Consider the following 25,413-nt stretch of genomic DNA (forward strand, 5'->3'; position numbering starts at 1 on the left):
CAGCACTTGTTTGGCAAAAAACAAAGCACCCAACTGGCACTGAAAACATTGGATCGCCTGCCCGCGCTCACCCAGAGATTGATTGGATTGACGCATGGGATGCCGTTTTGAGCTTTGCTTGGGGGAGAAATAGGTACTAGTGAACAACTATAAATTACGTAGTGCTTGCTCTAAACCCACTTTTACACTCATTAAATGAGCTTGGATAATTCGCCAAATGATTTCAAGGTCAACTCCAAAATATTCATGTACGATTACATGTCGAGATCGAATAATTTTTGACCATTCTAAATCAGGATTTTCTTTTTTAGTCGCTTCTGAGATTTGCTTTGCTGCTTCTCCCAATACCTGTAAATTCCTTAAAACAGCATCAACTGTTTTTTTATCTTTTCCAAATGCATCTGAAGAATAACCTTCTGTATACTCAAAAATCCTATCTACAGCTTCGAGCATATCTTCCATAAGGACTTTATCCGATCGCTCAGACATAAACAATATCTTTTGCAATAAAAGGCATCAGATTTGGGCGGATGGCTTTTTTTGAAACCAAATCTACTTTATAACCCAGCAAATCCTCAAGTTCGACGGCCAAGTCAATCATTTCCCAACCTACAGGCTCAGAAAATTCTACTAAGATGTCAATGTCGCTATTTGTTTTTTCTTCTTGTCGAGCTACAGAACCAAATATCCCCAACGCCTTAATGGGGTATTTGTGAAAGAGCAAATCTTTGTTTGCAGCAAGAATATCAGTGGCAATGTCTATGAGTGGCATGATATTTTTTTTACAAATTAAGTGATTTTCACTAAAAAACAAAGCCACAAACACAAGTAAATGACGGAAATGGGTATTCTCACATGGACAGGGGGCCATTCTTCCCCCTTAAAACTTCGGACAAATCAATCTCGCCTTGCTCTTATCCGGACGAATGTACGTCAACGACATTTCAAAAGCACCGCGAGAATAATTGGAAGCGCTTAATCCAGAAGAAGTAATGTCGTAGCTGAATCCCAGGTTCCATTTTTCCAGTTCAAATATGGCGGCTACGATCACTGCATCCAGGCCAACGCCCCGGTTGGCGCGGTTGTTGACGTGCGTCCAAAGGCCGGTACGCAAGGCCAATTCCTTCCATTCGCGGTTGGTGTAACGGATATTGGCGCCAGTGGTGACACTCAACATGGGGCCCTGGCTCATCACCAGAAAAGCAGGCATTAGGCTCAGTTGTTTGGTCAAAGGCAATTCACCACCAGCGTTTGCGCTGTATCGCCTGAAAACCCGCACTTTATCATCTCCGGTAAAAGAGGCAGAAGGCGTATTGATGTGGTGCATGGCTCCACCGATGTACAAGCTCTTGTTGTCGTCCCAAACAGCGTACCACAACACACCTGCATTGAAATCAAGATAAGGGTTGCTGCTTTTGCCGTCAAATGCTTCATTTGTTGGGGCATTGGGGTCAAAAAAATACCCACTGGCATCGTACTGCGCCGAAAAGGTCAAATCTGACCAATTGAGCGATTGCTGCGCAAATCCAATTTGCGCTCCAGCCACGATGTATTGCTCATTGGAGGCATAACGCCCGCCATTCACCTGTTTGAGGTAAGATCCGCCCACATTGACCTGAGTAAGGTGGAAATCAGCCAAACCCGCCTGATCCCGCATCACCGAGCCACTAAGCGCAAAATAATCGCGGTTTACGGCTCTAAAACGCTGATCGTAACTGGCTGAAATGGTGCGAAAGGGTTTGTTGCCCAAAAGGCTGTAGTACAAATCGCGGTAATTGAGGGCCATCCGCGCAGAACCACTGGAAACGCCCGCCATTGCTGGATTGACATGGATGGGGGCAGCATAAAATTGAGCGAAGCGGGGGTCTTGGGCCTGTATTTTTGCTAAAAACGACAAAAACAGGACGGAAAGTAGTATGGTTTGCTTCATGTTTTGGAATTATTCGGCTCTAAGATAATCCGCATTTGGCTTTCTTGGCCAATATTTAAACGGTTTAACATTCATAATCTTTTTCAAAAATACAAAAAGCAGCCTAATACAGGAACCCATGCGCTGGGTACGTTAATTTATTGACGGAGGATTGAGTAGCTCAACTAAATTCCTTAGTTTTACCACTGTCCAACCATCACCTCCATGAATCGCCTATTCTTACTCAGTGTTCTAATTCTTGGATCTACTTTTCACATTTTGCAAGGCCAAAACGCCCTGCTGATGTCCAGCTCACCACGCAGCAATGGCCTGGGCAAAACCAACCTTAATTTTACGGACGTAAATAGCCTTTTTGGCAACCAGGCAGGATTGGCAGGGGTCGAGGAGCTATCGGCGATGGCTTACGTAGAACAACGTTTCCTACTTTCAGACCTGAATCAGGCGGCGATTGGTGCGGCCTTGCCTACTTTTTCTGGCGTTTTTGGACTCACTTTGCGCAATTTTGGCACTGCCGATTACCAGGAAAATGAAGTTGGGGTGGCTTATGGCCGCACATTGTCGGACAAGCTGCGCATTGGCGGTCAATTGCATTGGTCGCAAATCAACATTGCCGAGTACGGCAGTCGCTCTTTGTTCAACTTCGATATTGGCATTCAAGCCGAATTGTTGCCCAACCTCTGGGCGGCAGCACACGTGCGCAATGCGATTCGACAAAGAATCCTGGATCAGGAATACACCCCGGGACTTTTAAGTGCTGGATTGGTATACCGGGTCAGTGACAAAGTCAGTTTGCGGGCAGAATTGGCCAAAGACATTGATTTTCCGGCAGATCTGCGTTTTGGGATCGAGTACAATCCGACCAAAGCCATTTTCTTCCGAGGAGGATTCAATACGGCTCCAGGTGGTTGGAGCTTTGGTTTTGGTTTGCCGATCCTGAACAACCTGATTTTTGATTGTGCCGCTGCCTACCATCCTTATTTGGGTTTTACCCCTTCGGCGGGCATTGCCTACCGAAAAAAGAAATGATTTTTAAAACATGAAGAAATTACTCCTGGTTGCGGCCACCCAATTTGAAATTGCCCCGCTGTTGAACTGGTTGGAAAAGCTAAAAGAACCGGATGCGGAGCTCAAATTCACTTTTCAGGAATTGGAAGTGAGCATTTTGCTGACTGGAGTGGGCTTGCCTTTGGCCATGTTTCAATTGACCCGCGCCTTGACCACAACTCGTTACGACTTGTTAATCAATGCTGGCATTGCCGGAGCTTTGGATGCGCAGTTGGAGCTGGGGGCAGTGGTGCAAGTGGTTTCTGAAACCTTTGCCGATCTGGGTGTAGAAGAAGCCGATGGCAGCTTTACTGATTTGTTCAAACTCAATTTGATCAATCCACTGGCACCGCCCTTTCAGGAGGGAAAAATGGTCAATACCTTCGGATCTGCTTATGATTTTTTGCCCAAAGTACACGGCATCACGGTCAATAAAGTACACGGCTCGGCAGCGAGCATCGAAAGATTGAAACGGACCAGCAACGCCAGCGTAGAAAGTATGGAAGGCGCAGCTGTTTTTTATACTTGTTTGATGTACCAGATGCCTTTTTTGGAGATCCGGTCTATTTCCAATTACGTGGAACCCCGCAACCGCGACGCCTGGGAAATCGCACTTGCCATCGAAAAATTGAACGAGGTACTCATCCCAATGCTGGTTGCGCTGATTGAAAATCAAGGTTAAGTCTTACTTGGGTTTTGCGGGGGCCTCGGTCACCAATACCGTATCGGTTGGCAATGTAACTACCTGATAGCCACCGGTGTCAATTGTCACTTTGGGCAATATCTTCTTTAAAGCCCGCCAATCTTCCTGGCCTTTGAGGTTAGTTTGGTAGGCGTATACCTCTCGCAAGCTGCTCACGGCTTTTAATTTTTCCAAACCAGCCCTGCTCACCTGGGTATTGACTACATTCAGGTAATTCAGGTATTTGGCGGCAGCAAATTTTTCGAGACCTGCATCGGTGATTTTGGTGCCATCCAAAAACAACTTGGTCAAGTACGGCAATTCTACCATGGCTTTAAGTTCCTGGTCACCCAGGGCAACGCCACTCAGGCGCAAGGAAACCAGGTTTTGGGCTACACCCTTCAGCAGGGCCAGTTCCTTGGCTCCCGCATTGGGTAGGTTGATGAAATTGACCGACAGCATGTTTTCATTTTGTCCCAAAGGCAGTACTACTGCACCAGCCGCTTTCAAGACAGCAATGGCCTTGGCATCGGGTTGGCCAAATTCAACAGTTGGCCAAATTGAGGGTTCTGGCGCTGGAGCAGTATTAATCCCGTTTTGCAGTGCGGCAAGCAAAGGCGAAACCTCCGCAGTTTGCGGCAAGTCTTTCACTTTTTTATCAAAAGCAGCTCCGGTTTCAATCCACCAGTGCAGCAACTTGACCTCTGCCTCCGTGAGCTGATTTTTTTCTTTGGGCGGCATGTGTTCATCATCTGATTTGGGCAAGAGCAAACGGCGCATCAGTTCACTATCGGCAACCTTGCCCGCAATGATGATCTGGCCGTTTTTCCCTCCTTTCTGAATGAATTCAGGGTTGTCGAGCCGCAATTTGCCTTTTTGCTTGGTTGCGCCATGGCAGTTGATGCATTTTTCCTGCAACAAGGGCGCTACCACTGCTGCATAAGCATTGGCTTCGGGGATGTTGTCAAATTTCTGAACTTTGGCAGCACTGGCAGGTACGCCCAACCAGCTTCGATAAGGTTCGGGCAATTCCTGAACCAAGTAATCACTGCCATGGGTAAGCGAACCGCCCCAATGCCCTGCCGCTGAAACCAATACCACCAGCAACAATTGAAACAGCCAGGCTCGCTTCTGAACCAAAGCCGAACGGTTAAAAATCCACATCAGCGATCCCCAAACGGCTACGGCAATACCCAAATAGCGGTGCTGATCCAAAACGGTAACATCGTATTCTCCGCTCAACGACAACAAATACCCCGTAAAACAAGATAAAATGGCCGAAAAAGTGCCCAACAGGAGCGTAATTGGCACAACAGCTCGCAAATGGGCAAATCTTTCCCAGCGGCCCAGCCGCGCAAACAACACCCCCAGCAACAGAATGCCAATGGGTAAATGAACGAGCAACGGATGAAAATGGCCTAAAAATGACAGCATCGATGGCAATTGAATGGTTGAAATTCGGTCTGTTTAAAAGTTGGAAAAAGAACTACTTTTTCACCAAATACCTCGACCGCAACAGTTCCATCATGTACACATTGATGCCCCATTGGTCGGCCAATGGTTGCTGTGTGTACGGTACAGTAGGCATGTACATCGGTGGACCAAACTCGGTCAAAATGGTCAATGGTTGTTTCTGTTGTACTTTGAATTCCACTACTTTGTCCCACCAGGCCAAGTGTGCTTTGAGTGCACTGGCCCATTCTGGTGCTCTGGGGTCGGTGACTTGTGGCCCTTCCTGGTGGCCTACCCGGGCATGGATGTGGTCGGTGCGGGAGAGAGCCAGGTTGACGGTTTCTTTTTGGTCATCCAGCAAAGATTCGGATACCACGCACCAATGGGAAATGTCCAAGGTAAGGCGCAAGTTTGGAATGCGATCCATCAGGGCACGAGTCACGGGAGCAGAATAACAAATTCTACCGCGATGGGTCTCGTGGTAAACTGGAACACCTGCGGCTTTACCTGCGGTAGTACTCAGCTCCAGGATGTTTTGGGCTTGGTCAAAAGTAAAGTAATCTTTGCCAGAGTGGCAATTGATGTACAGTGGCTTGAGCGGAGTTGCATTCTTCAGGTATTGAATAAATTGGGTGAAATGTTCTTTGAAATCACTACTCCCGGAGCCTACCAATAAGCCAAACTCTAAACCATGTGCTTTGGTTGCCCTTTCCAACTCAAAGCGATCCTCTGTAGTAGTAGGTGCCCATACTTCTATGCCGTCGTAACCTGCCTTTTGGGCTTTGGCACAAAACGCCTCCATGCTGCCCTGGAAACCCCAATTGGTAGCCAGTATTTTCAAGGAAAAATCAGCTGGAACCTGAAAATTAAGTGGCGTTTCTGCCAATGCCCCAAAACTGTCCAGCAACAAACCAGCGCTGGCGGTCAGGGTTTGAGCAATAAATTTGCGACGATTTTGTGCCATTTTGTTTTTTTTTTGAGGGATTTTAGTTGTATTTAGGTTTATAGTGAACTAAACAATCGCCCTAATCACGTCTCCCGCCACATCGGTCAAGCGGAAAGGACGACCCTGAAAGGGATAGGTGAATTTTTCGTGATCAAAGCCCATTTGATTGAGCACTGTGGCCTGTACGTCGTATACCGAAACCTTGCCAGAAACCGGGCTAAAGCCAATTTCATCGGTCTCCCCAAAAGTAATGCCTTTTTTGACTCCGCCACCAGCCATCCACATGGTAAAGGCATCGGCATGGTGGTCGCGGCCTTTGAAGGGCACTTCCAGGCCATTGCGGTTTTCTTGCATGGGGGTACGACCAAATTCAGAACCCCATACGATCAGGGTTTCATCCAGCAAACCTCTTTGCTTGAGATCGAGCAGCAAAGCGCTCATGGCTTTATCGATTTCCCGGCATTTGTTGACCAAACCAATGTCAAGGGCAGTATCTGCACTTACCCCGTGAGCATCCCAACCCCAGTCAAACAACTGGACAAAGCGCACGCCTTTTTCAATCAATTTGCGTGCCAGCAGTGCGTTGTTGGCAAATGATTCTTTGCCGGGTTTTACGCCATACATTTCCTTGATGTACTCGGGTTCGTCGTTGATGTTCATCACTTCGGGTGCCGAAACCTGCATCCGGTAAGCCATTTCGTATTGGGCAATGCGCGACAGGATTTCGGGATCCTGAAATTCTTCGTAGGTATTGCGGTTCACCTCGTTGATGGCTTCAATGGATGCTTTGCGCAAATCGCGGTCAATGCCATGGGGGTCTTGCAGGTACAACACGGGCTCACCCACCGAACGGCACTGCACTCCTTGATATACCGAGGGTAAAAATCCGCTGCCCCATACTGCCTTGCCCGCATCGGGGTTTTGGCCGCCGGAGGTCAGCACGACATATCCGGGTAGGTTGCTGTTTTCAGAACCCAACCCGTAGGTTACCCAGGCACCCATGCTTGGCCGGCCTAGTCTGGCACTGCCTGTTTGCATCATCAATTGGGCAGGAGCGTGGTTGAACTGGTCGGTGTATACTGCCTTGAGAAAAGAAACTTCGTCGGCCACTTCGGCAAAATGAGGCAAAATGTCCGAAACCCAGGCACCAGACTGGCCGCGTTGTTGGAAATTGGCGCAAGGTCCCAGCATCTTGGGTACGCCCCGAATAAATGCAAACCGCTTGCCTTCCAGCAGCGATTCGGGGCAAAGTTGCCCGTCGAGTTTGGCCAAATCCGGTTTGAAATCAAACATCTCCAACTGCGATGGCGCACCGGCCATGTGCAGGTAAATCACCGCTTTGGCTTTGCCCGGAAAATGTGGCGCACGCGGAGCCATCGGATTGTTGGGATCATACTGAATTCCCCTGCCGATTGCATTGCTGGCAGGTGTGCATGACCCCAAAAGGTGTTGAAGCGCAACGGCACCCAGCCCCATGCCACACTGCTTGAGAAACAAGCGGCGGGTAGCCAATTGGGCATTGCTCAAAACGGCTTCCTGGTATATGTTGAATTTTGGCTTGTCCATGTGCTTAATTTTTGGAGATGACTTCATCCAGGTTCAAAAGGGCATTGGCCACCAGGGTCAATGCAGCAAGGTCATTCGGGTCTTGTACTGTTTCGTTGCCCAGTAGTTCTTTGGTCTGCTGAGGATTTTTTTGGTATTGCGCCAGCGCTTTTTGGTACAAAACCGCTAAAGCTTTTTGTTTCTTTTCGGCAATTTTTGCATGCTGGATTAGGTAATAGCCTTTGCCAATTTGCTGATTCAGGTCTTTGCCTCCCAACTGGCGCATGCGTTTGGCCAAGCCAAGCGCGGCTTCAACATACACCGGATCATTGAGCGTAATCAGGGCTTGCAAGGGGGTATTGGTTCGAATCCGTCTTGCCGTACACACGTTGCGAGTTGTGCCATCAAAAGTCAGCATGGAAGGGTAGGGGCCAGTGCGTTTGTGGTAGGTGTATACGGCGCGGCGGTAGCGGTCTTCGCCTTTGCTCAGTAGCCATTTTTCATTGCCATATGGGCTAGCCCAAATGCCTTCGGGTTGGTAGGGCATTACACCTGGGCCATACATTTTTGTACTCAAAAGCCCACTTACGGCCAGGGCTTGATCCCGCACCTGTTCCGCGCTTAGCCTTACCCTTGGGCCGCGGGCGTAGTAGCGGTTGTAAGGATCTTTTTCCTGCAACTGTGCGTTGGAAAGCGCACTTTGCTGGTAGGTATTGGTACTCACCATTTCTTTGAGCGCCGTTTTGATGCTCCATTTCTGCTGGTGCATAAACTGCCAGGCCAGATAATCCAGCAATTCAGGATGGGTAGGTGTAGTGCCTTGTGAACCCAGGTCTTCCAGGGTTTCAACCAATCCCATGCCGTATACTTGCTCCCAGAGGCGATTCACCATTGTTCGCGCAGTGAGCGGATTTTTTGGATCTACCAGCCAGCGGGCAAAACCGAGTCGGTTGGCTGGTGCTCCTTCTGGCAATTTTCCTAGCAATTTTGGTACACCCGGCTGCACTTCCTTTCCTTTAACCATCCAGTTGCCCCGCTCAAAGACCTGGGTCGTCCTGTGCATTTGGAGTGGATTTTCGAGGGCAACGGGGGTCGTTTCGGGATAGCTGTTGAGTAGTTTCCAGAAATTGTCCTGGTATTTTTTGGATTCAGGTTGCCCTTGTCCTGGAAATGGCTCGGTAAAATAAAACCAGTCAAAACCAATGCCCCCCTGGGTCACTTCTTTGATGGCGGGGTTGCGGTAAACCCAGAACAAATCGTGCTTGCCTTGGGGCGCTTTGATGTCTAGTTCTACTGTTTTCCAGCCCCATTTGGTATTGGGCAAAGGCAGTTCCATTATCAGAGCGCCTTTGACGCTGTCCTGGTGGATTTCCCAGCTACCGCCTTCGGTATAGGTTTGCAAGCGACAAATCAGTTTGGTTTTGCCGGTAATGTCCACCTGTTTGAAGCGGGCTGTACCATCTTTACGCAGCACCAGGGTTTTGGTATCGTACAATTCGCTGTTGACAAAACGGTCGCCAGTGATGGAATTGACGGAAGGTTGCAGGGTTTTGAGGAAAGTATACATTTCCAGGCTGCGTTGCGGGGTGCTGACTTTGGCCACCCAGGCGCACAAACTGTCGAGTTTCAAGCTATCAGCAGTGGGATAGTGACGCAACAGCGGATAATCCTCGTAGGTATCTTCGTCGCGGGTATTGTTGAAAATGGCCAAAACCCGGTAATATTCGTCGTGCTTGATGTCTTCATAAGGATGCCCGTGGCACTGCGTGCAGGCAAAAGTAGTGCCCAAAAGCCCTTCAAACGTGGCATTGACGCGATCCAGCACTGCGGCTACCCTAAACTCTTCGTTGTCGGTACCGCCTTCGTCGTTGGTGGTGGTATTGCGGTGAAAAGCTGTGGCCAAATACTGCTCATCGCTGGGATTGGGCAGCAGGTCGCCAGCAATTTGTTCTGTCAAAAACTGGTCATAAGGCATACCGGCATTCAAAGCGCGAATCAACCAATCGCGGTAGCGCCAGATTTGCCTGCCGGGGTCGCGCTCGTAACCTTTGGTATCGGCATAGCGAGCCAGGTCGAGCCAGACGGAAGCCCAGCGCTCGCCAAAACGCGGCGAAGCCAGCAGGGCATCTACCAATTTCTCAAAAGCCTGTGGACTGGAATCTTTCAAATAAGCTTGAGCAATGGCATCAGGTGCAGGCATACCAATCAGATCCAGGCTCACCCGGCGCAGCAAAGTTGCTTTGGAGGCTTTGGGGGAATGACCTAGCCCTTGTTCTTGTTGCTTTGCAAAAATAAACTTGTCAATATCAGTCCTCGCCCAATCGCTGCCTTTGGCCGGAAACAAGCCCCAAAAGCCATTCAGGGCAGGTGCTTTCAGGGGCTGCACGGGTACATAAGCCCAATGCGTGCCCCAGATTGCGCCTTCCTTGATCCATTGCCGCAAAGTGGCAATTTCGGCAGTTGAAAGCGGCGCGGCCTCAAAAGGCATGCGCTCTTCGGGATCGTGTAAAGTAATGCGGCGCATCAGCTCGCTTTCGTTGGGTTTGCCAGGTACGATGGCGGGCTTGCCCGATTCGTTGGGGCGAAGCAGCTCATCGCGGTTCATCATGCTGAATCCGCTCTTTTTTTTCACTCCACCGTGGCAACTGATGCATTTCTTGTTGAAGATGGGTTTGACTTGGGTGTTGAAATGCACGGCTTCTTCATTCAGCCCCACCCAATTGGCCAACAATAGAATGAGCAAAAGGAGACAAATGCTCCATAGAAAAAAACGACTATTTTGAAAAAGGGACAATTTCATTTTGTTTTCACGGTTGTGGCTCGAATATAAACAAAGTGTGGAAAAATGATTAGCAAAGCCTAAGATTTTTGCAATAAATTTGCCGCCATGACTTTTCCAGAAATCATCAAATCGCTCAAACAGAAACAATACAAGCCCTTGTACTTCCTGCATGGTGAAGAGGCTTACTTTATCGATGTGATCAGCGATTGCATTGAAAATGAAGTGCTTAATGAAAGCGAAAGGGCTTTCAACCAAACCATTGTGTACGGCAAGGACGTAGACCACCTCACAATTGTTGATGTGGCGCGGCGCTACCCAATGATGTCGCAGCACCAGGTGGTGATTCTGAAAGAGGCGCAAGACATGAAGACCCTCAAGGATTTGCAGACCTATGTAGAAAGGCCGCTTGACAGTACGATTCTGGTGATTTGCCACAAAAATGGCAAATACAACTTCAATTCCAAATTCGGCAAAGCCGTTCAGGCCAATGGCGTGGTATTTGAATCCAAACGCTTGTACGAAAACCAGGTGCCCAACTGGATTCAGGATTACCTCAAAGACAAAAAACTGCAAATCAAATCGGATGCCGCCGCCCTCATTGCGGAATACCTGGGCACGGAGCTGAGCAGGGTAGCCAACGAATTGGACAAAATGGCCATCAACCTGCCGCCAGGCACGGAGATCAATACCAAACACATTGAAGAGCAAATTGGCATCAGCAAGGACTACAACGTTTTTGAACTACAAAAAGCCCTTGGCCAGCGAGACGTACTCAAAGCCAACCGCATCGCCAATTATTTTGCTTCCAACCCCAAGCGCAACCCGCTCACCGTGGTCATTTCATCGCTGTATGGTTTTTTCAGCAAGGTGTATTTGCTGAATTTTTTCTTGCAGGCTTCCGAAAAAGAACAATTGGATGCGCTGCAATTGCGCTCGGCATTTTTTCTCAAAGATTACCGTGAAGCTACCCGTTTTTTCAACCGGCCTCGCGCAGAGAAGGCGATAAAAGTGCTGAAAGAATTCGACCTGAAATCTAAAGGGGTGAACTACAACAGCACGGGCAAGGCAGAAGTGGATTTGTTGCGGGAAATGATTTATTTGTTGTTGCATTAGGGGGGAGGCCACAAGTATTGTCTCTGCCCCAACTATACAGCAGCAATAGCTTACTTGCTTAATATTCCTTCAATCTCAGCAATCTGACGATTGGTAGCCAGAGCAATTTGCTCCGCACTCAGGCCAAGGCTGTGCATATTCCGAATGGTTTCGATCAATTGTTGTTGAAGCGCACTCATTTGTTGTTGCACTTCTTCTTTTTGTTTGCGTTCCTCTTCCAATTCTACTTCATAAATTGCCTGTGCTTCCTGATAACCTTCTTGATGGGCAGTGTCCAATGAGTTTTTTAAATCATTGTAATACTTCACACTTTCTTCATATTTCTCTTTATCCGATTTGCTCAATGCTGTGTACGAAGCGACCTGGAACAGTTTTTTAAAGATTTTTTCCTGGATTGTTCCTGGAATATGGTCGAGTTGATGGAGGTTTTTGATCACATAAAGCCATTTGTCAAAGTTGGTAACAAGTTCGGCCTCGGTTTTGGTGAAATTGGGCATTTGGAGGGTAACAAAAGTGAGTTTGTCATAAAAAATGCGATAGCGATCAATGTCCATCAACTTGTTTTTGCTGACGACAATTTTATCGTGGTTTTGCTCATCCATGATAAAATCCAGAATTGCAATCACATAGATGGCTTTGAGTTGGTAATCCCAATTGCCCTTAAGGCCTTGCTCTTGAACCGAAAAGCTGCTGTAATAGAGCATGCGGTCTTTGAAGAAAGCTTGTTTGGCTTTTTGCAATTCGACGGTAAACTTTTCGCCGCGCTCATTTTCGCAATATAAATCGAACACTACTTTACGATCGAGGTCGGTAATGCCCAAACGATCGGTTTTTTTGAAAGTCAGGTCGCTAATGTGTTGGTTTTGAGTAGCCAGCAATTCATTTAAAAAATCAATGAGAAGATCTTTATTTTGCTCCTCGCCAAAGATTTTTTTGAAACCAAAGTCCGTAAATGGATTGATAAAAACTGGCTCTTCCATTAAGCAGTTATTTTGTACAAAGATAATGGTTTTCTCGGTGAAATGAAACTTTTAATTTCATTTTTAAGTAAATGTTTCGCTTGATTGCATGTCGCAGGCACCTCCACAACTGCTCTAAACCAACACAACTGGCACGCCCAGCTCCAATATTTTTCTGGCCCGTTCAATCGTCAATGGACTCTTGCGCCGGGATTGATCACCCCGAGGTACCGTTTCAAAAGCGATCAAATGGCTACAAATGTCTCGCCAGGAAGTGCTGGCCAGGAAGCCTATATCCGCAATACTGCGACTTTGGGCCAGATCACTAAGGGCCTCGCTGAGTACCAGGGCCATGTAATTCGGCCCGAGGTTTACGCCCATGGCAATGGCCAGGGCCTGCGTTTCCAAATCGCGCAAAACGCTGGATACGGGGGCGGATATTCGAGCTCCATTGGCCAAATTCAAGTTCAGCATTGCGCTAAGCGAAGGCACTGCGTACAGGGCATTGGCCACCCGGTATTGCTCAACCACCAACTCGGGCACAAACCCTGCCTGAATAAACGGCACAAACAAATCAGACTGCGACTTGATGTACTCCCATACCTGAACCTGATCCTGAATAGATGGTGCCGAGGCCACACTGACCTTACCATTGTTGACCAGGATACCAGCCCGCTCAAAGGTTTGTTGGTAGGGAAATGGAGCATGGGTTTTCATGCTTTGCAACAGCGGATTGAGGCTGAACTTGGCGGCAAACTGGATGAAGCCGTAAGAAAAAATGCCCACATCGTAGGTATTGATGGCATCGTAATGGCCTTCCACTTTCTTGCAAAACTGCAGGGCATTGAAGACTTGTGGCGTCAGACCAACGGCGGCAATGGCTGCGTGCGTAGGTACAGTTCGAGCTTGGCCTGAGAGGCTGTAGCCATTTAGTTTTCTGATCAATTTGAAGGTTCGAATTTCCCCATTGAGCAGGCGAATCTCTTGGTATAGGTTGTAACTGGTGTCATTCTTGCTGCTCAGCAACGCCGAATTATTCGAGGGATTGATGGGGGGAGTTGGTATAGGTATCGGAGTCGGTGGTTTAACTACTATTGGGGTTGGCGGTATTGGATTAATTGGAGGAAAAGTGTTTCCACCCGCACTGAAGCTGACTTTGAGCACCATGCCAATGCTCAGGTTGTCGCTATTCAGGTTGTTCAGGCTGCGCAAAGCGGCGATCGTGGTGTTGTGTTCGCGCGAAATTTTGCTCAGGGTATCTCCTTTGACAACGGTATAGGTTTTCGTATTTTGGGGAGAAACGGGGGCTACAATGGGCTGGTTGCTGCCGATGCGCAACACCATGCCAACACTGAGGGCATCGGACTTGAGGTTGTTGTCTTTTTTTAATTGATCTATTGTGACCTTGTACCGGATGGAAATGCGGTACAGGGTTTCACCGGCTTGCACGACGTGTTGAGCGCTGGAAACGTCAGTGAGTCCGCGAGAATTGTTAGAAACCAGCGGTTTGTCTTCCTCTTCTTCTATGCCAACCAGAAGGAGCTGGCCAATGAACAATTGACTGGATTGCAAGCCATTGAGGGCCTTGAGGTGACGGACTTTTACATCGTATTGACGGGCGATGCTGGTCAGGGTTTCGCCTGGGGCTACGGGGTGGATGGTGATGGTCATTTTTTTTTGGTTGTGTTCAATAGGTAAAGTTATGGAATTTTGAAAAGATTTCTGCTTTGATCCCGTTTACCAGTGCATAATTCCTTTCCACCCTTCGCTTTGCTGGGACGCACATTTTGGTTTTTTTACCCTGGACAAACAATTCACTTAGTATTTTGCATACATTCTGGAAGCAGGTAATTTATTTCGCTTACCTTCCTAAAATTATTGGCTTAAAATTACGTTTTTATTATACGTTTTTCACGGCCACAGCATTCATAATCTACTCAACCCGGAAAGAACGAAATACCGATTATGCGCATTGTCTTTGTACTTTTTTGGGGAATCTGGGGCATCGGGCTGCAAGCGCAGACTTTTTTTCCAGTTAAGATCAGCAATCGTTGGGGTTTGATCAACGGAGAAGGGAAATTGGTGATTCAACCCCGATATGAGGCCATTGGTGATTTTAAGCTTTACGGTTATGCAGTCATGCAACGCGAAGGCAAAGTGGGCATGCTCAACCGGCAAGGCCACGAAGTGGTAGCACCTCGGTATGAAGATTTACGGGTACTCGATTCCTTGCTGATTGCCGTGATGGATCAAGGGCAATGGATGGTAGTCAACCTACAAGGTCGGGTCATTTTGCCCAAAGGATACGACCGCTTGCTGGTTTGGGAAGGGGGGTATTTGGCCTATCGCCTCAATCAGAAATGGGGCGTAATGGATCGCGAAGGGCGCAACCTCGTTCCTGCGCAATACGACGAAGTGCAACTCAAACAAAAGCACTACTTCCAAACCAGCAATGAAGGTCGCCTCGGACTATACTTGCTCAGTGGCAAAGAATTGCTCAGTCCCGTTAACGAACAAATTGAAATCCTCAACGATAGTCTCTTTTTCTTTCGGCGCAACCAGCTTTGGGGAGCCATCGATCACCGTAGCCGTCAAATGGCACCCAATCGCTTTCAATCCTGGCGCAGGTTGTCCGACAGTTATTTTATTTTTCAAACCGGCACCCAAAGCTTGCTTTTTTCTTCTATTTGCAAAGGCATTGTCACCGATGGAAAAACTTATGACGACTATTATCCTTTGACTACCCGTTACATCATTACGCGTAAAGACAAAAGCCTGGGCCTGATCGATTGGTGCGGACGCCCGATCATATCCCCCCTCTATGATGAGATTCTGTTGCATTCCCCTTCGGTTTTTCGGGTAAACCTCAAGGGGCAATGGGCCTTGTTGAAAGAAGGGGATCAACAATTGACTGATTTTAAGTACAGTTATATTGCACCACCCAAAGGAGCGGTAAGCATCGTTAAGCTGGGGCAGGATTTTGGCCTCATCAATTTGGTGGGAAAAGAACTGACTGTGCCCAAATACCGAAAGATACTGCTGGAGGTCAATCAAGCCAAAGCATACAAAAAAACCAGCCAGCCAGGTCAGGCGGAATCCCTCGATCTTTTGCGTTTCAACGACCGCGGTGAACTGGTGGCTGATCAGAGTCTGGATCGTCATTTCAGTGTGCGGGTAGGTGCAGCATCCCACAAAGTAACCCGTGTGTTGGAAAAAGATGAGGCAGGCTACATCCTGGACAATTACGAATGGTTTTATGCCGCCAAAGACGACCGTTGGGGCCTGCGCAACATTGCCGATGGAAGCATCCAGATTCCACCTACGTTTCGCCGCATCAAAGTTGAACCGGAATTGGGTATCACTCTGGTAGGAATGCCCAGCAGCAAAGATTATGAATTTGAGCGTACCACCTACCGCTTTGAGTACATTTATGGCCTGGTAGACAACAACCTGGGGGCTTTGGTCACCGAGATTAGTGCCATCCATTTCTTTTTGGAGGATTTTCGCAAAGGCAGTACCTGGGCGCGGTGCTGGCTGCAATCGGGGCGTTTTGGGCTGGTCAGCCGCAAGGGGCAATTTCATCAAAATGACTTTTCGTTCATTGGCCCGTTTCAGGATGGCCTGTCACGGATGAGTCAGGTCGGGCGCATTTCTGGTGCAATAAAACCCAATCAGGAACTCGGCAAATTGCAAGATTATCTCTCTGCCCTGGCCTCGCCAGTTACTTTGGCTGACGTAACCCAATATGATCAAATTTTTCGAGACAATGCGGCCTTAACCTGTGAGTCTTGCACCTGGGGATACATCGATACCGCAGGTCAAGTGCGCATCAAACCCCAATTTACTTTTGCCCGGGATGTGGTCAATGAAGTAGGCATCGTGCAGTGCGACAACAAATGGGGAGTGGTCAATCGCTTTGGCAAGCAAGTTATTCCCTGCCAATACGACAACATCAGTTTTTTGGAAAATACCGAAAATAAAATCATTTGCCTTTATGTACAACGGCCTAAATATGGATTGATCGACACGCTAGGGCAATTGGCGGTCAATGCTGTTTTTGATCAAATCGGCTCTTTTCGCGAAAACCGCCTCGCGGTGATGAGGGATGGACTTTGGGGTTTTGTCAACAACGAGGGATTGGAAGTGATTCCTTGCCGCTTTCGGGAAGTGAGTGACTTTCACGAAGGTTTGGCTGCTGTCAAATTGGGACGTTTTTGGGGTTTTATCGATAAATTGGGACATGTGGTCATCGATTTTCAATACCGCCGGGCGGGAAATTTTTGCAACCAACTGGCTTGGGTTGAAACCGAAAAAGGGATAGGTTTTATCAACCCCAACAACAAAATGGACATTCCTGCCCAATTTGAACAGGCATTTGACTTTGATAGGGGCGTTGCTCGGGTGAAAATGGGCGGAAAATGGGGCTTGATCGACGGAAATAACCGCTGGATCTTGCGGCCAAAATACTCGGAGATTCGTAATTTTGATCAACATGGTTTAGCGGTGGCTCAACAAAGCCAGGAAAACAGCCGACTTGGCTTGATCAACTTGCAAGGACTCCCGGTAGGAGGCACCAATTATACCGAGATTTTTCCTTTCAACGAAGGGCTGGCGGTAGTCAAAGACCGCGATGCATATGGGTACATTGATACCACAGGCAAATCGGTCATTCCATGTATTTATTCCCGAGCTGAAGCTTTTTCCGAAGGGCGTGCCGCTGTTTACAAAGACGGCAACTGTGGCTACCTGACCAAAGACGGCTATGGTCTTACTCCCTTTGTATTCAAACAATGCCAGCGCTTTTCGGATGGCCGAGCAGTGGTATCTCAAGGTAGTTTGCGCAAAGCGGGACTACTGGATCTGAATGGAAAAATGTTGATCGAACCCAGTATCAATCGCTTGCTCGATTTTAGCGAAGGACGAGGCCTGGTACGCGACGAACAATACCGCTTTTATTACATCACCGAGCAAGCTGGGATGTACAATGGATATTATCAGAAGGCAGGTAGTTTCAATCATGGTGTTGCAGTGGTGCAGGTCAATGGGAAATGGGGGGTGATCAATCGTAGGGGAATGGAGTTGGTGCCACCTAAATACAGCCAAATTGAAAGTTTTGAGAACGGATACGCAAAAGTTCGCATTGACGGATTCAGCGGTTTGTCTAATTTGCAGGGAGATTTGATCGTTGGCGCCGATTTTGAATACATCCGTTATGCCGGTGAAGGCGTTTTTAGAGTAGAACAAGGCGATAAAATTGGATATTTTGATAGTGAAGGAAACTGGATTTGGACATTATCTAATTGATTTAGGTTAATTTTAATTAGATTAAAATACTGATAGATAGATTTTTATGATTTTTTTAATGTAAAAAAGTACTTTTTTTTTGATAATTAAACGTGTCTCGCTGTCGTTGTTTCAGTCATTTTAAGCACCTACATTTGTATTGTCAACAAAGCGGAACGACAACCCGCACGGCTTGCTACCGCGAGCCCACCAACATTAAAGTGATTATGATTCATATGGCGAGGCTTGGGGTGAAAATCTCAAGCTTTTTTTTTGCCCAAAATGTTATAACTTTGATGCGTCAAAGAGCTACAAAAAAATAAGTGTTTCATTTTGTCAAAGGATTAGATAAGTAAACGTTTCATTTTAAGTGTTTTATCTAATCCTTTGACTCAAAGAAAATGAAAAATTATTTTTGCCCCACTACAACGCCAATCCAAACTAGAAACATATGAAATTCTTTATCGACACTGCCAATTTGGATCAAATCAAAGAAGCAAAAGATTTGGGTATTCTGGATGGGGTAACCACCAACCCTTCCCTGATGGCCAAAGAAGGCATCTCTGGTACCGATAACATCATCAACCACTACCGCGCAATTTGCGAAATTGTAGAGGGAGATGTTTCTGCCGAGGTTATTTCGACAGATTATGCAGGCATCATTGAAGAAGGCTTGCGCCTGGCTGATCTTGCGCCCAATATCGTGGTAAAAGTACCCATGATCAAGGATGGTATCAAAGCCATCAATTATTTTACGGAGCACAGCATTCCTACCAACTGTACCCTGGTGTTCTCAGCTGGTCAGGCCATTTTGGCGGCTAAGGCTGGAGCAACTTACTTGTCTCCATTTGTGGGGCGGGTAGATGACATCAACTGGGACGGGATGGCACTGATTCGGGAAATTGCCGAGATTTACGCCATTCAAGGATTTGATACTCAAATTCTTGCGGCATCTATTCGCAACTCCAAGCACATCGTAGATGCGGCTAAAGCTGGTGCAGATGTGGTTACTTGCCCTCTATCGGCAATTTTGGGCTTGTTGAAGCACCCTTTGACCGACATTGGTCTGGAGCAATTCCTGGCGGATCACGCCAAAGCCAATAAGTAATCGACTCGTTCGTTTTACAGAAAAAGAGAGGTTATCTATATACCAATTTAGAAAAGGGGCAGAGAAAATTCTGCTCCTTTGTTTTTTAAAATTGCCAATCGTGAGTACCAAACCTACGACCCATCGTTCTTCGAGCAAAACCAATTATTGGGCGGCCATCCTTCGCGCAGTTCCACTGGCTGGATTATTTTACGGAATCCTGGTTTTAGCAGGCAATCTGCTTTGTTATGTGATCTTTGGCGATTACACCAATTTTGCCACCAAAGTCATTACTGGTCTGCAACTCTTTTTGTTGTGGCTGATTGTGAGCAGCACCGTGCGTACCTTGCACTTGCTGTCAAAGGATATGCCGGTGGTCATTTTGTGGTTGGCAGGCGGCCTTACCGCAATAGTGAGTGTACTCCTTGCCCCAATCGTGTTGAGTATCGTATACAAAATGGGTCTGGAAGTGGGGCCCAGCATCGCCGATGTTTCCAAACTGCGTTTTTACCTGATACTGGGCTTGATTTTTTCCTTGATCTCCATCATCCACGTCCGCGTACGCAACAAAGCCCTCGGCAGCACTCTGGAATGGGTGATTGTATTGGGACTGGCGGCTTTATTTTATGTGTATTATTTAAAATAGCAGTTTAAGCTTCTTTTTTCGATGCGAAAAACCCCTTGACCACCTGATAAATCACGGGTAGCAAGCTGATCCCAATTACGCCCAGGACTACCAGACTGAAGTTTTCTTTCACGATGGGAACGTTGCCAAACAGGTAACCCAACACGGTAATGGGCACTACCCAGATGAATGCACTAAATACCGTATAGGCCATGTACTTGCCCCAGCTCATTTGGCCTACGCCAGCAATGAAAGGTACAAAACTGCGAAAAATGGGCACAAAGCGACTCAGGACTACGGCTGTTGCGCCGTATTTGTCGTAAAAAGCCTTGGTGCGCTCCAGGTATTCCATTTTGATCCAGCGGCTTTTGATTTGAAAAATGCGTGGCCCGAAATACCGACCAATGGCATAATTCACCGTATTGCCCAATACTGCGCCCACAAAAAAGATAAGAATCAAAATGGTAATGTCCAGTTTTTGAGCGCTAGCGGCCAAAGCGCCAGCTGCAAAAAGTAAACTGTCTCCCGGCAAAATGGGGGTTACGACCAAACCTGTTTCCGCAAAAATGATCAGGAAAAGGATGATGTACACCAGATTACCGTACTGGTTGACCATGATGAGCAGGTTGTCATCAATGTGCAGGATGAATTTTATCAGCTGACCAATAAATAGGAGCATCGTTTTTCTTTTCAGTTATAGAATTAGATTACAAAGGAAAGCATAAAATTCACAAAAACTTCACCTTGCAGCCGCACATTTTCCTTTTTGCCGGAGTACTTTTCAGAAAAATCCAGATCATGCTGAAAAAATATTGTTATATCGCTCTCCTGTGGTGCTGCACTTTTTCTTGTCAGGAGCACTCCATCCGCACTTCCAACGATGCTTTTCCCGCCCGGCGCATCGAATTGCCCAACGGCTGGAGCTTGAGTCCGGTGGGTAAACAACTGGTATTAGGCGACTTACCGCTCCAATTGGTCATCAGTGCCGATGGTCGTCGTGCGGTAGTCAGCAACAATGGCCAAAGCGGCCACTCCTTGCAATGGATTGATCTGGAAAAAGATACCCTGCTGCACACCCTTGAAGTACCCAAAGCCTGGTACGGCCTGGCCCTCAATGCCCAAGGCAATACCGTTTACGCTTCGGGTGGCAACGACAACAATGTGCGCATTTACCACATTCAGCAAGACAAACTGGTACTCAAAGACTCGATCGCCTTGGGCAGTCGCTGGCCCAAGGAAGCCGTATGGACGGCAGGGATGAGCCTGGATGAAACCACCCAAACCCTTTTTGTGGTAGGCAAAGACGCCAAAGCGTTGTACTTACTTGATTTGGAGAAAAAGAACCTTCGCCAGAAGGTAGCGCTGGAAGCACAACCCTATACTTGCCTGCTTTCTCAAGACAAAAAGGAACTATACATTTCTCTCTGGGGTGGAAAAGCAGTAACCATTTACGACATTGCCCAGCAACGCATTGTAACTCAAATCCCCACTGGCTTGCACCCCACCGAAATGATTCAAAGCAAGGATGGTAAACGCTTGTTTGTAGCATGTGCCGACGACAATACCGTGGAAGTCATTGATTTGACCACTCGCAAGAATACTGAAACGCTGGTTGCTGCCCTTTATCCTGATGCGCCTACCGGCAGTGCACCAACCTCCCTGGCACTTTCTGGAGATGGAAAAACGCTCTACGTGGCCAATGCCGACAACAACTGTCTGGTGGTTTTTGATGTGGCCAAATCAGGTCAAAGCCAATCCAAAGGCTTTATTCCAACGGGCTGGTACCCAACCAGCGTAAGGGTATTTGGCGAAGAAATATACGTTGCCAATGGCAAGGGCAGCATCGGCTCATTGGCCAATCCGCACGGCCCTCAACCCAGCGGCAGTCATGGCGGCGCGGAGTACATTGGGGGCTTGTTCAAGGGATCATTGTCTATCATTCCGGTACCTATTGAGGCTGATTTAAAGCACTTTACCAAAATGGTGTACGAAAATACGCCATACACCAAAGCCCGCGAACTCCAGGCAGAAGGGGAGGAGGGCAACCCCATTCCAAGAGTGGTGGGTCAGCCTTCGCCAATCAAGTATGTGTTTTACATCATTCGCGAAAACCGCACTTACGATCAGGTTTTTGGCGACATCAAAGCGGGCAATGGCGATCCGTCGCTCTGCCTGTTTCCCGATAGCATTACGCCCAATGCGCACAAGTTGGCACGGGACTATGTCTTGCTCGACAATTTTTACGTAGACGCAGAAGTGAGTGCCGATGGCCACAGTTGGTCAATGGGCGCTTATGCCAACGATTACCTGGAAAAAACCTGGCCGACCAATTACGGGGGCAAAGGTGGTTCGTACGATTACGAAGGCCAAAATCCTACCTCAGTACCAAAGGAGGGATTCATTTGGGACCATTGTATCAAAAATAAGATCAGCATCCGCAACTATGGCGAGATGGGCTACGGCTACAATGAACCCATCCCACCTGCGCTCAAAACCCGCAGTTGCCGCAAATATCCTTCCTGGGATGTGGGCATCAAAGACTCCGTGCGTTTCGAGCGGTGGAAATCTGATTTTGATTCCCTGCTGGCCATTGGCGCAATGCCCAAACTCAGCATCATTGGCCTGGGCGGTGACCATACGTCGGGTGCTGCTCCAGGTGCACGTACGCCAGCAGCCATGGTGGCCGACAATGACTGGGCTATGGGAAAAATGATTGAACACCTCTCAAAAAGTGCCATTTGGAAAGAATCAGCAGTGTTTGTGCTAGAAGACGATGCCCAAAATGGCCCCGATCACGTGGATGCGCACCGCTCGGTTGCCCTGGTAGTGAGTCCCTACACCAAACGCCAGCACCTTGAGTCTTCAATGTACAGCACATCCAGCATGGTGCGTACCATCGAGCTGATTTTGGGTTTAAAACCGATGAGCCAGTTTGACGCGGCAGCTACTCCAATGTTTGCCTGTTTTACCAAAGTACCCAACTTGCAGCCTTACGTTGCAGAGAAAAACCGCATCAATCTGGATCAGTTCAATCCAGCGAGAGGAAAACTGTCTCAACTGTCTCGCAATTTGCCTTTGCAAAGATTGGATCAGGTGCCAGACTTACTGTTCAGTGAAATTGTTTGGAAAGCGGTAAGGGGAGAAAACTCGAAAATGCCTGCGCCACGGCGGGGGGCGTTTGTGAGGGAGGAGGATTAGGATTTTACTTATTGGTATTCACATAATTTGGAAGAATAGCAAAATTATGTCTATACCAATAACTTCCATTACAGGGTATGCAGCTTCGCTGCTTGTTTTTGTAACCGCGACGACGCGACGGCGCGACGACTCATTTGGCGCGGCCAAATGCGCGACGTAAAACGACGTTGAAGTGTGCGAAGCACACAAATCGTCGCGCCGTCGCGTCGTCGCGGTTACAAAACATTTGGCGAAGCCAAATCAAAAAAATATTGCTTTGTGAACGAAAACATTTGATAATTAGACCACTGCATAATGTGAGTTATATGTGATTACCTTTAATCAAAAAAACAAAATGCCTAAACAACTATTTTTCCTGCAAATCCTACTTTGCTTCGGAATATTGGAATCGGGTTGCAGCCAAAACCCAAGTAACTTCATCGACCCAAAGGGAGACAAAATTGCGACCCGGATTAAATTGCCCCAAAAATTCGAAAGAGTAACTGCACCAGAAGGCAGTTTTGGTGCTTACCTGCGCCAATTGACCCTCAAACCTGACCAAAGCGGCGTAACCTTATTCAACGGCGTGCCCAAAATGGCCAATGTGCATGTGGCAGTGTTGACGTTGGATGTAGGCAGCCGCGATTTGCAGCAATGCGCCGATGCAGTGATGCGCATGCGCGCCGAGTACCTGTTCGGTCAGGCGCGATTTCAGGACATCCACTTCAATTTTACCAATGGATTTCGCTGTGATTACGGCAAGTGGAAAGAGGGCTTTCGGATGAAGGTAGTGGGCAACAAAACCAGTTGGTACAAAAAAGAAGCTGCCACTCCGGGTTACCGATCGTTTCGCAGTTACCTCGATCTGGTTTATACCTATGCAGGGACTTTATCGCTCGAAAAAGAACTGAAACCCATCGCCTTCAATGAAATGAACATCGGCGATGTATTGATTCGTGGAGGCAGCCCCGGTCATGCGGTATTGGTGGTGGATATGGCCGTAAATCCTGCTACAGGGGAGAAACTTTTCCTGCTTGCGCAAAGCTACATGCCAGCGCAGGAAATCCACATTTTGCAAAATTTCAATGACTCAGAATTGAGCCCCTGGTACAGCCTCAAGGCCAGTGGAACAGAGGTGCTGACCCCGGAATGGACTTTTTTGAAGACCCAGTTGCGGCGCTTTTAAAATATGCTGTGCCAAAGTTTAGGGTTCAACCGTTCCTAATTTGTAGTTTGTGCCAAAGTAGTGGGGCAAAAATAAGTGTTCATTTTCTTTGAGCCAAAGAATTAGATAAGACACTTAAAGTGAACCGTTTACTCATCTAACCCTTTGACAAAATGAAACACTTATTTTTTTATCGCCCCATAAATTAGCTGAGGAATGAAAAAAAATTGGATCCCCTATGTTTTGGCAATTGTACTTTTGGTGGTTGCGGCATGGTGGATATTGCGGCAAGGCCAATTGCTCGAAATCAACAATGGCCTTGAATCCAGTCTGCCAACGGCCAATCAGCCCATTTGGCACTCTATTCAGGAGGGGTTGAAACACCCCTTGAGCCTTTTTCTTCTACAAATTTTGACCATCATTGCCATGGCGCGCTTATTGGCCTGGGTGATGAACAAGATTGGGCAGCCTACCGTGGTTGGAGAGATTGTTGCGGGTATTTTGCTGGGACCCTCTTTGTTGGGCTGGGTAGCGCCCGATTTTTTCGGATATTTGTTTGCGCCCAGTTCCTTGGGCAATTTGCAGTTGATCAGTCAATTGGGACTTGTTTTGTTCATGTTTATCGTGGGCATGGAGCTCGATCTGCGCATTTTGCGCAACTCTGCGCTGGACGTTTTTTTTATCAGCCAGTCCAGCATCATTGTGCCTTATTTTATGGGCATCTTGCTAGCCTGGTTCCTTTTCCAAACCTATGCTCCGGCAGGGATCAGTTTTTTGGCTTTTGCCCTGTTTATTGGCATTGCCATGAGCATCACCGCATTCCCGGTATTGGCGCGTATTATTCAGGAACGGGGGCTGAACAAGACTCCCCTGGGCAGTATGGCCATTGCCATTGCCGCCGTCAACGACGTGTTGGCTTGGTGTATTCTCGCCGCCATTATTGCTTTGGTGCGGTCGGGTTCTGCACAGGGTGCCTTGCTGACCATTGGGCTTTCCATTGGGTATGTTTTGTTTATGGTTTACGTGCTTAAGCCTTTGTTGGCTAGATTGGCCAATCGTTTTTTTAGCCTTGAAACCATCAATCGCAGCGTCATTGCGGTCATTTTTTTTGTGGTCGTATTGTCTTCTTTTTTGACCGAGGTCATCGGCATTCACGCTTTGTTTGGCGCTTTTGTGGCTGGGGTGATCATCCCCCAAAATGAAGAATTCAGGCACGTCATCACCAACAAAATTGAAGATTTGACCGTCGTCCTTTTGTTGCCCTTGTTTTTTGTGTTTACGGGCTTGCGCACCCAAATTGGTTTGCTGAATACCCCCGAACTGTGGCAAACTTGTGGTTTGATTGTTGCCCTGGCCGTTGCAGGTAAATTTATCGGAAGCGTCATTCCTGCCCGTTTGAGTGGTTTAACCTGGCACAATTCCATCGCAATTGGCGCTTTGATGAACACCCGAGGCTTGATGGAGCTGATTGTACTCAACATCGGCTTTGACCTGGGCATTCTCTCCCCCGCTGTATTTGCAATGATGGTTTTGATGGCGCTGGCGACCACCTTCATGACTGGCCCAGCCCTGAACTTGCTGGAATGGTTTCAGCGGCGGTCTAAAATAAAGGAAACGCACCCA

The 25,413-nt window shown here is 47.7% G+C and carries 19 protein-coding genes; 9 read left to right on the plus strand and 10 right to left on the minus strand.

Annotated features, from left to right (window positions below):
- Window positions 1-147 precede the first annotated feature (147 nt).
- From ABW391_RS03975 to ABW391_RS03985, 3 genes are all read right to left on the minus strand, one after another.
- The gene (locus ABW391_RS03975; RefSeq protein ID WP_353480533.1) at window positions 148-489 is read right to left on the minus strand and encodes a HepT-like ribonuclease domain-containing protein; all 342 of its coding nucleotides are present in this window, start codon (window positions 487-489) and stop codon (window positions 148-150) included.
- A complete protein-coding gene (locus tag ABW391_RS03980) occupies window positions 482-772 on the minus strand; it encodes a nucleotidyltransferase family protein (RefSeq protein ID WP_353480534.1) in 291 nt (96 codons plus the stop codon). The genes ABW391_RS03975 and ABW391_RS03980 overlap by 8 nt, the downstream gene beginning before the upstream one ends.
- 108 nt (window positions 773-880) lie before the next feature.
- Window positions 881-1,930, minus strand: coding sequence for a PorP/SprF family type IX secretion system membrane protein (locus ABW391_RS03985; protein ID WP_353480535.1), 1,050 nt, complete (start codon window positions 1,928-1,930; stop codon window positions 881-883).
- 204 nt (window positions 1,931-2,134) lie between these two features.
- Between ABW391_RS03985 and ABW391_RS03990 the strand changes: the two genes are divergently transcribed.
- Both ABW391_RS03990 and mqnB read left to right on the plus strand, forming a co-directional pair.
- On the plus strand, window positions 2,135-2,956 hold the full coding sequence (locus ABW391_RS03990; protein ID WP_353480536.1) for a PorV/PorQ family protein: 822 nt from the start codon (window positions 2,135-2,137) through the stop codon (window positions 2,954-2,956).
- A gap of 10 nt (window positions 2,957-2,966) precedes the next feature.
- Window positions 2,967-3,656 carry a futalosine hydrolase gene (mqnB, locus tag ABW391_RS03995; RefSeq protein WP_353480537.1) on the plus strand — a complete coding sequence of 230 codons (690 nt, stop codon included), beginning with the start codon at window positions 2,967-2,969 and terminating at the stop codon, window positions 3,654-3,656.
- A 3-nt stretch (window positions 3,657-3,659) separates the two neighbouring features.
- Here the strand turns inward: mqnB and ABW391_RS04000 are convergent, their stop codons facing one another.
- The 4 genes from ABW391_RS04000 to ABW391_RS04015 are packed head-to-tail and all read right to left on the minus strand — an operon-like array spanning window position 3,660 to window position 10,399.
- Window positions 3,660-5,090: a c-type cytochrome domain-containing protein gene (locus ABW391_RS04000; protein ID WP_353480538.1), complete on the minus strand. Its 1,431-nt coding sequence runs from the start codon at window positions 5,088-5,090 to the stop codon at window positions 3,660-3,662.
- Window positions 5,091-5,142: 52 nt separating this feature from the next.
- Window positions 5,143-6,072, minus strand: coding sequence for a sugar phosphate isomerase/epimerase family protein (locus tag ABW391_RS04005; RefSeq protein WP_353480539.1), 930 nt, complete (start codon window positions 6,070-6,072; stop codon window positions 5,143-5,145).
- A 48-nt stretch (window positions 6,073-6,120) separates the two neighbouring features.
- The gene (locus ABW391_RS04010; protein WP_353480540.1) at window positions 6,121-7,620 is read right to left on the minus strand and encodes a DUF1501 domain-containing protein; all 1,500 of its coding nucleotides are present in this window, start codon (window positions 7,618-7,620) and stop codon (window positions 6,121-6,123) included.
- Window positions 7,621-7,624: 4 nt separating this feature from the next.
- A complete protein-coding gene (locus ABW391_RS04015; RefSeq protein WP_353480541.1) occupies window positions 7,625-10,399 on the minus strand; it encodes a DUF1553 domain-containing protein in 2,775 nt (924 codons plus the stop codon).
- Window positions 10,400-10,486: 87 nt separating this feature from the next.
- Here ABW391_RS04015 and holA point away from each other — a divergent pair, with 87 nt between their 5' ends.
- Entirely contained in the window at window positions 10,487-11,494 is a 1,008-nt protein-coding gene (holA, locus tag ABW391_RS04020; protein WP_353480542.1) for a DNA polymerase III subunit delta, read from the plus strand.
- A gap of 50 nt (window positions 11,495-11,544) precedes the next feature.
- Here holA and ABW391_RS04025 read toward each other — a convergent pair whose 3' ends face one another.
- Together ABW391_RS04025 and ABW391_RS04030 are read right to left on the minus strand one after the other, a co-directional pair.
- On the minus strand, window positions 11,545-12,474 hold the full coding sequence (locus ABW391_RS04025; RefSeq protein ID WP_353480543.1) for an Rpn family recombination-promoting nuclease/putative transposase: 930 nt from the start codon (window positions 12,472-12,474) through the stop codon (window positions 11,545-11,547).
- 114 nt (window positions 12,475-12,588) lie between these two features.
- Window positions 12,589-14,124 (minus strand): LysM peptidoglycan-binding domain-containing protein, encoded by a 1,536-nt coding sequence (locus tag ABW391_RS04030; RefSeq protein WP_353480544.1) that lies wholly within the window; start codon window positions 14,122-14,124, stop codon window positions 12,589-12,591.
- Between the two features lie 294 nt (window positions 14,125-14,418).
- On the opposite strand from ABW391_RS04030, the gene ABW391_RS04035 reads away from it, so the two are divergent.
- The 3 genes from ABW391_RS04035 to ABW391_RS04045 all read left to right on the plus strand — a co-directional run bounded on the left by ABW391_RS04035 (window position 14,419) and on the right by ABW391_RS04045 (window position 19,469).
- Window positions 14,419-17,757, plus strand: coding sequence for a WG repeat-containing protein (locus tag ABW391_RS04035; RefSeq protein ID WP_353480545.1), 3,339 nt, complete (start codon window positions 14,419-14,421; stop codon window positions 17,755-17,757).
- Window positions 17,758-18,187: 430 nt separating this feature from the next.
- A complete protein-coding gene (gene fsa / locus ABW391_RS04040) occupies window positions 18,188-18,844 on the plus strand; it encodes a fructose-6-phosphate aldolase (protein WP_353480546.1) in 657 nt (218 codons plus the stop codon).
- 100 nt (window positions 18,845-18,944) lie between these two features.
- Complete coding sequence (locus ABW391_RS04045) at window positions 18,945-19,469, plus strand: hypothetical protein (protein ID WP_353480547.1); 525 nt, start codon at window positions 18,945-18,947, stop codon at window positions 19,467-19,469.
- A 4-nt stretch (window positions 19,470-19,473) separates the two neighbouring features.
- On the opposite strand, the gene ABW391_RS04050 is transcribed toward ABW391_RS04045, so the two are convergent.
- Window positions 19,474-20,127, minus strand: coding sequence for a VTT domain-containing protein (locus tag ABW391_RS04050; RefSeq protein ID WP_353480548.1), 654 nt, complete (start codon window positions 20,125-20,127; stop codon window positions 19,474-19,476).
- A 119-nt stretch (window positions 20,128-20,246) separates the two neighbouring features.
- On the opposite strand from ABW391_RS04050, the gene ABW391_RS04055 reads away from it, so the two are divergent.
- The 3 genes from ABW391_RS04055 to ABW391_RS04065 form a co-directional block, all read left to right on the plus strand.
- Window positions 20,247-22,646 (plus strand): alkaline phosphatase family protein, encoded by a 2,400-nt coding sequence (locus tag ABW391_RS04055; RefSeq protein ID WP_353480549.1) that lies wholly within the window; start codon window positions 20,247-20,249, stop codon window positions 22,644-22,646.
- A gap of 334 nt (window positions 22,647-22,980) precedes the next feature.
- Window positions 22,981-23,811, plus strand: coding sequence for a DUF4846 domain-containing protein (locus ABW391_RS04060; protein ID WP_353480550.1), 831 nt, complete (start codon window positions 22,981-22,983; stop codon window positions 23,809-23,811).
- A 195-nt stretch (window positions 23,812-24,006) separates the two neighbouring features.
- On the plus strand, window positions 24,007-25,413 hold a 1,407-nt coding region (locus ABW391_RS04065), incomplete at its 3' end, for a cation:proton antiporter domain-containing protein (RefSeq protein WP_353480551.1).

It is taken from the genome of Haliscomenobacter sp., from assembly GCF_040403615.1.
In the GTDB taxonomy this organism is placed as follows: Bacteria; Bacteroidota; Bacteroidia; order Chitinophagales; family Saprospiraceae; genus Haliscomenobacter.

Excerpts from the sequence above, each read along its gene's own strand:
- holA (WP_353480542.1), top strand. The coding sequence starts at position 10,487 with ATGACTTTTCCAGAAATCATCAAATCGCTCAAACAGAAACAATACAAG.
- fsa (WP_353480546.1), top strand. The coding sequence starts at position 18,188 with ATGAAATTCTTTATCGACACTGCCAATTTGGATCAAATCAAAGAAGCA.
- ABW391_RS03990 (WP_353480536.1), top strand. The coding sequence starts at position 2,135 with ATGAATCGCCTATTCTTACTCAGTGTTCTAATTCTTGGATCTACTTTT.
- ABW391_RS03975 (WP_353480533.1), bottom strand. The coding sequence starts at position 489 with ATGTCTGAGCGATCGGATAAAGTCCTTATGGAAGATATGCTCGAAGCT.
- ABW391_RS04055 (WP_353480549.1), top strand. The coding sequence starts at position 20,247 with ATGCTGAAAAAATATTGTTATATCGCTCTCCTGTGGTGCTGCACTTTT.
- ABW391_RS03980 (WP_353480534.1), bottom strand. The coding sequence starts at position 772 with ATGCCACTCATAGACATTGCCACTGATATTCTTGCTGCAAACAAAGAT.
- ABW391_RS04060 (WP_353480550.1), top strand. The coding sequence starts at position 22,981 with ATGCCTAAACAACTATTTTTCCTGCAAATCCTACTTTGCTTCGGAATA.
- ABW391_RS04010 (WP_353480540.1), bottom strand. The coding sequence starts at position 7,620 with ATGGACAAGCCAAAATTCAACATATACCAGGAAGCCGTTTTGAGCAAT.
- ABW391_RS04000 (WP_353480538.1), bottom strand. The coding sequence starts at position 5,090 with ATGCTGTCATTTTTAGGCCATTTTCATCCGTTGCTCGTTCATTTACCC.
- ABW391_RS04025 (WP_353480543.1), bottom strand. The coding sequence starts at position 12,474 with ATGGAAGAGCCAGTTTTTATCAATCCATTTACGGACTTTGGTTTCAAA.
- ABW391_RS04015 (WP_353480541.1), bottom strand. The coding sequence starts at position 10,399 with ATGAAATTGTCCCTTTTTCAAAATAGTCGTTTTTTTCTATGGAGCATT.
- ABW391_RS03985 (WP_353480535.1), bottom strand. The coding sequence starts at position 1,930 with ATGAAGCAAACCATACTACTTTCCGTCCTGTTTTTGTCGTTTTTAGCA.
- ABW391_RS04005 (WP_353480539.1), bottom strand. The coding sequence starts at position 6,072 with ATGGCACAAAATCGTCGCAAATTTATTGCTCAAACCCTGACCGCCAGC.
- ABW391_RS04035 (WP_353480545.1), top strand. The coding sequence starts at position 14,419 with ATGCGCATTGTCTTTGTACTTTTTTGGGGAATCTGGGGCATCGGGCTG.
- ABW391_RS04050 (WP_353480548.1), bottom strand. The coding sequence starts at position 20,127 with ATGCTCCTATTTATTGGTCAGCTGATAAAATTCATCCTGCACATTGAT.
- ABW391_RS04030 (WP_353480544.1), bottom strand. The coding sequence starts at position 14,124 with ATGACCATCACCATCCACCCCGTAGCCCCAGGCGAAACCCTGACCAGC.
- mqnB (WP_353480537.1), top strand. The coding sequence starts at position 2,967 with ATGAAGAAATTACTCCTGGTTGCGGCCACCCAATTTGAAATTGCCCCG.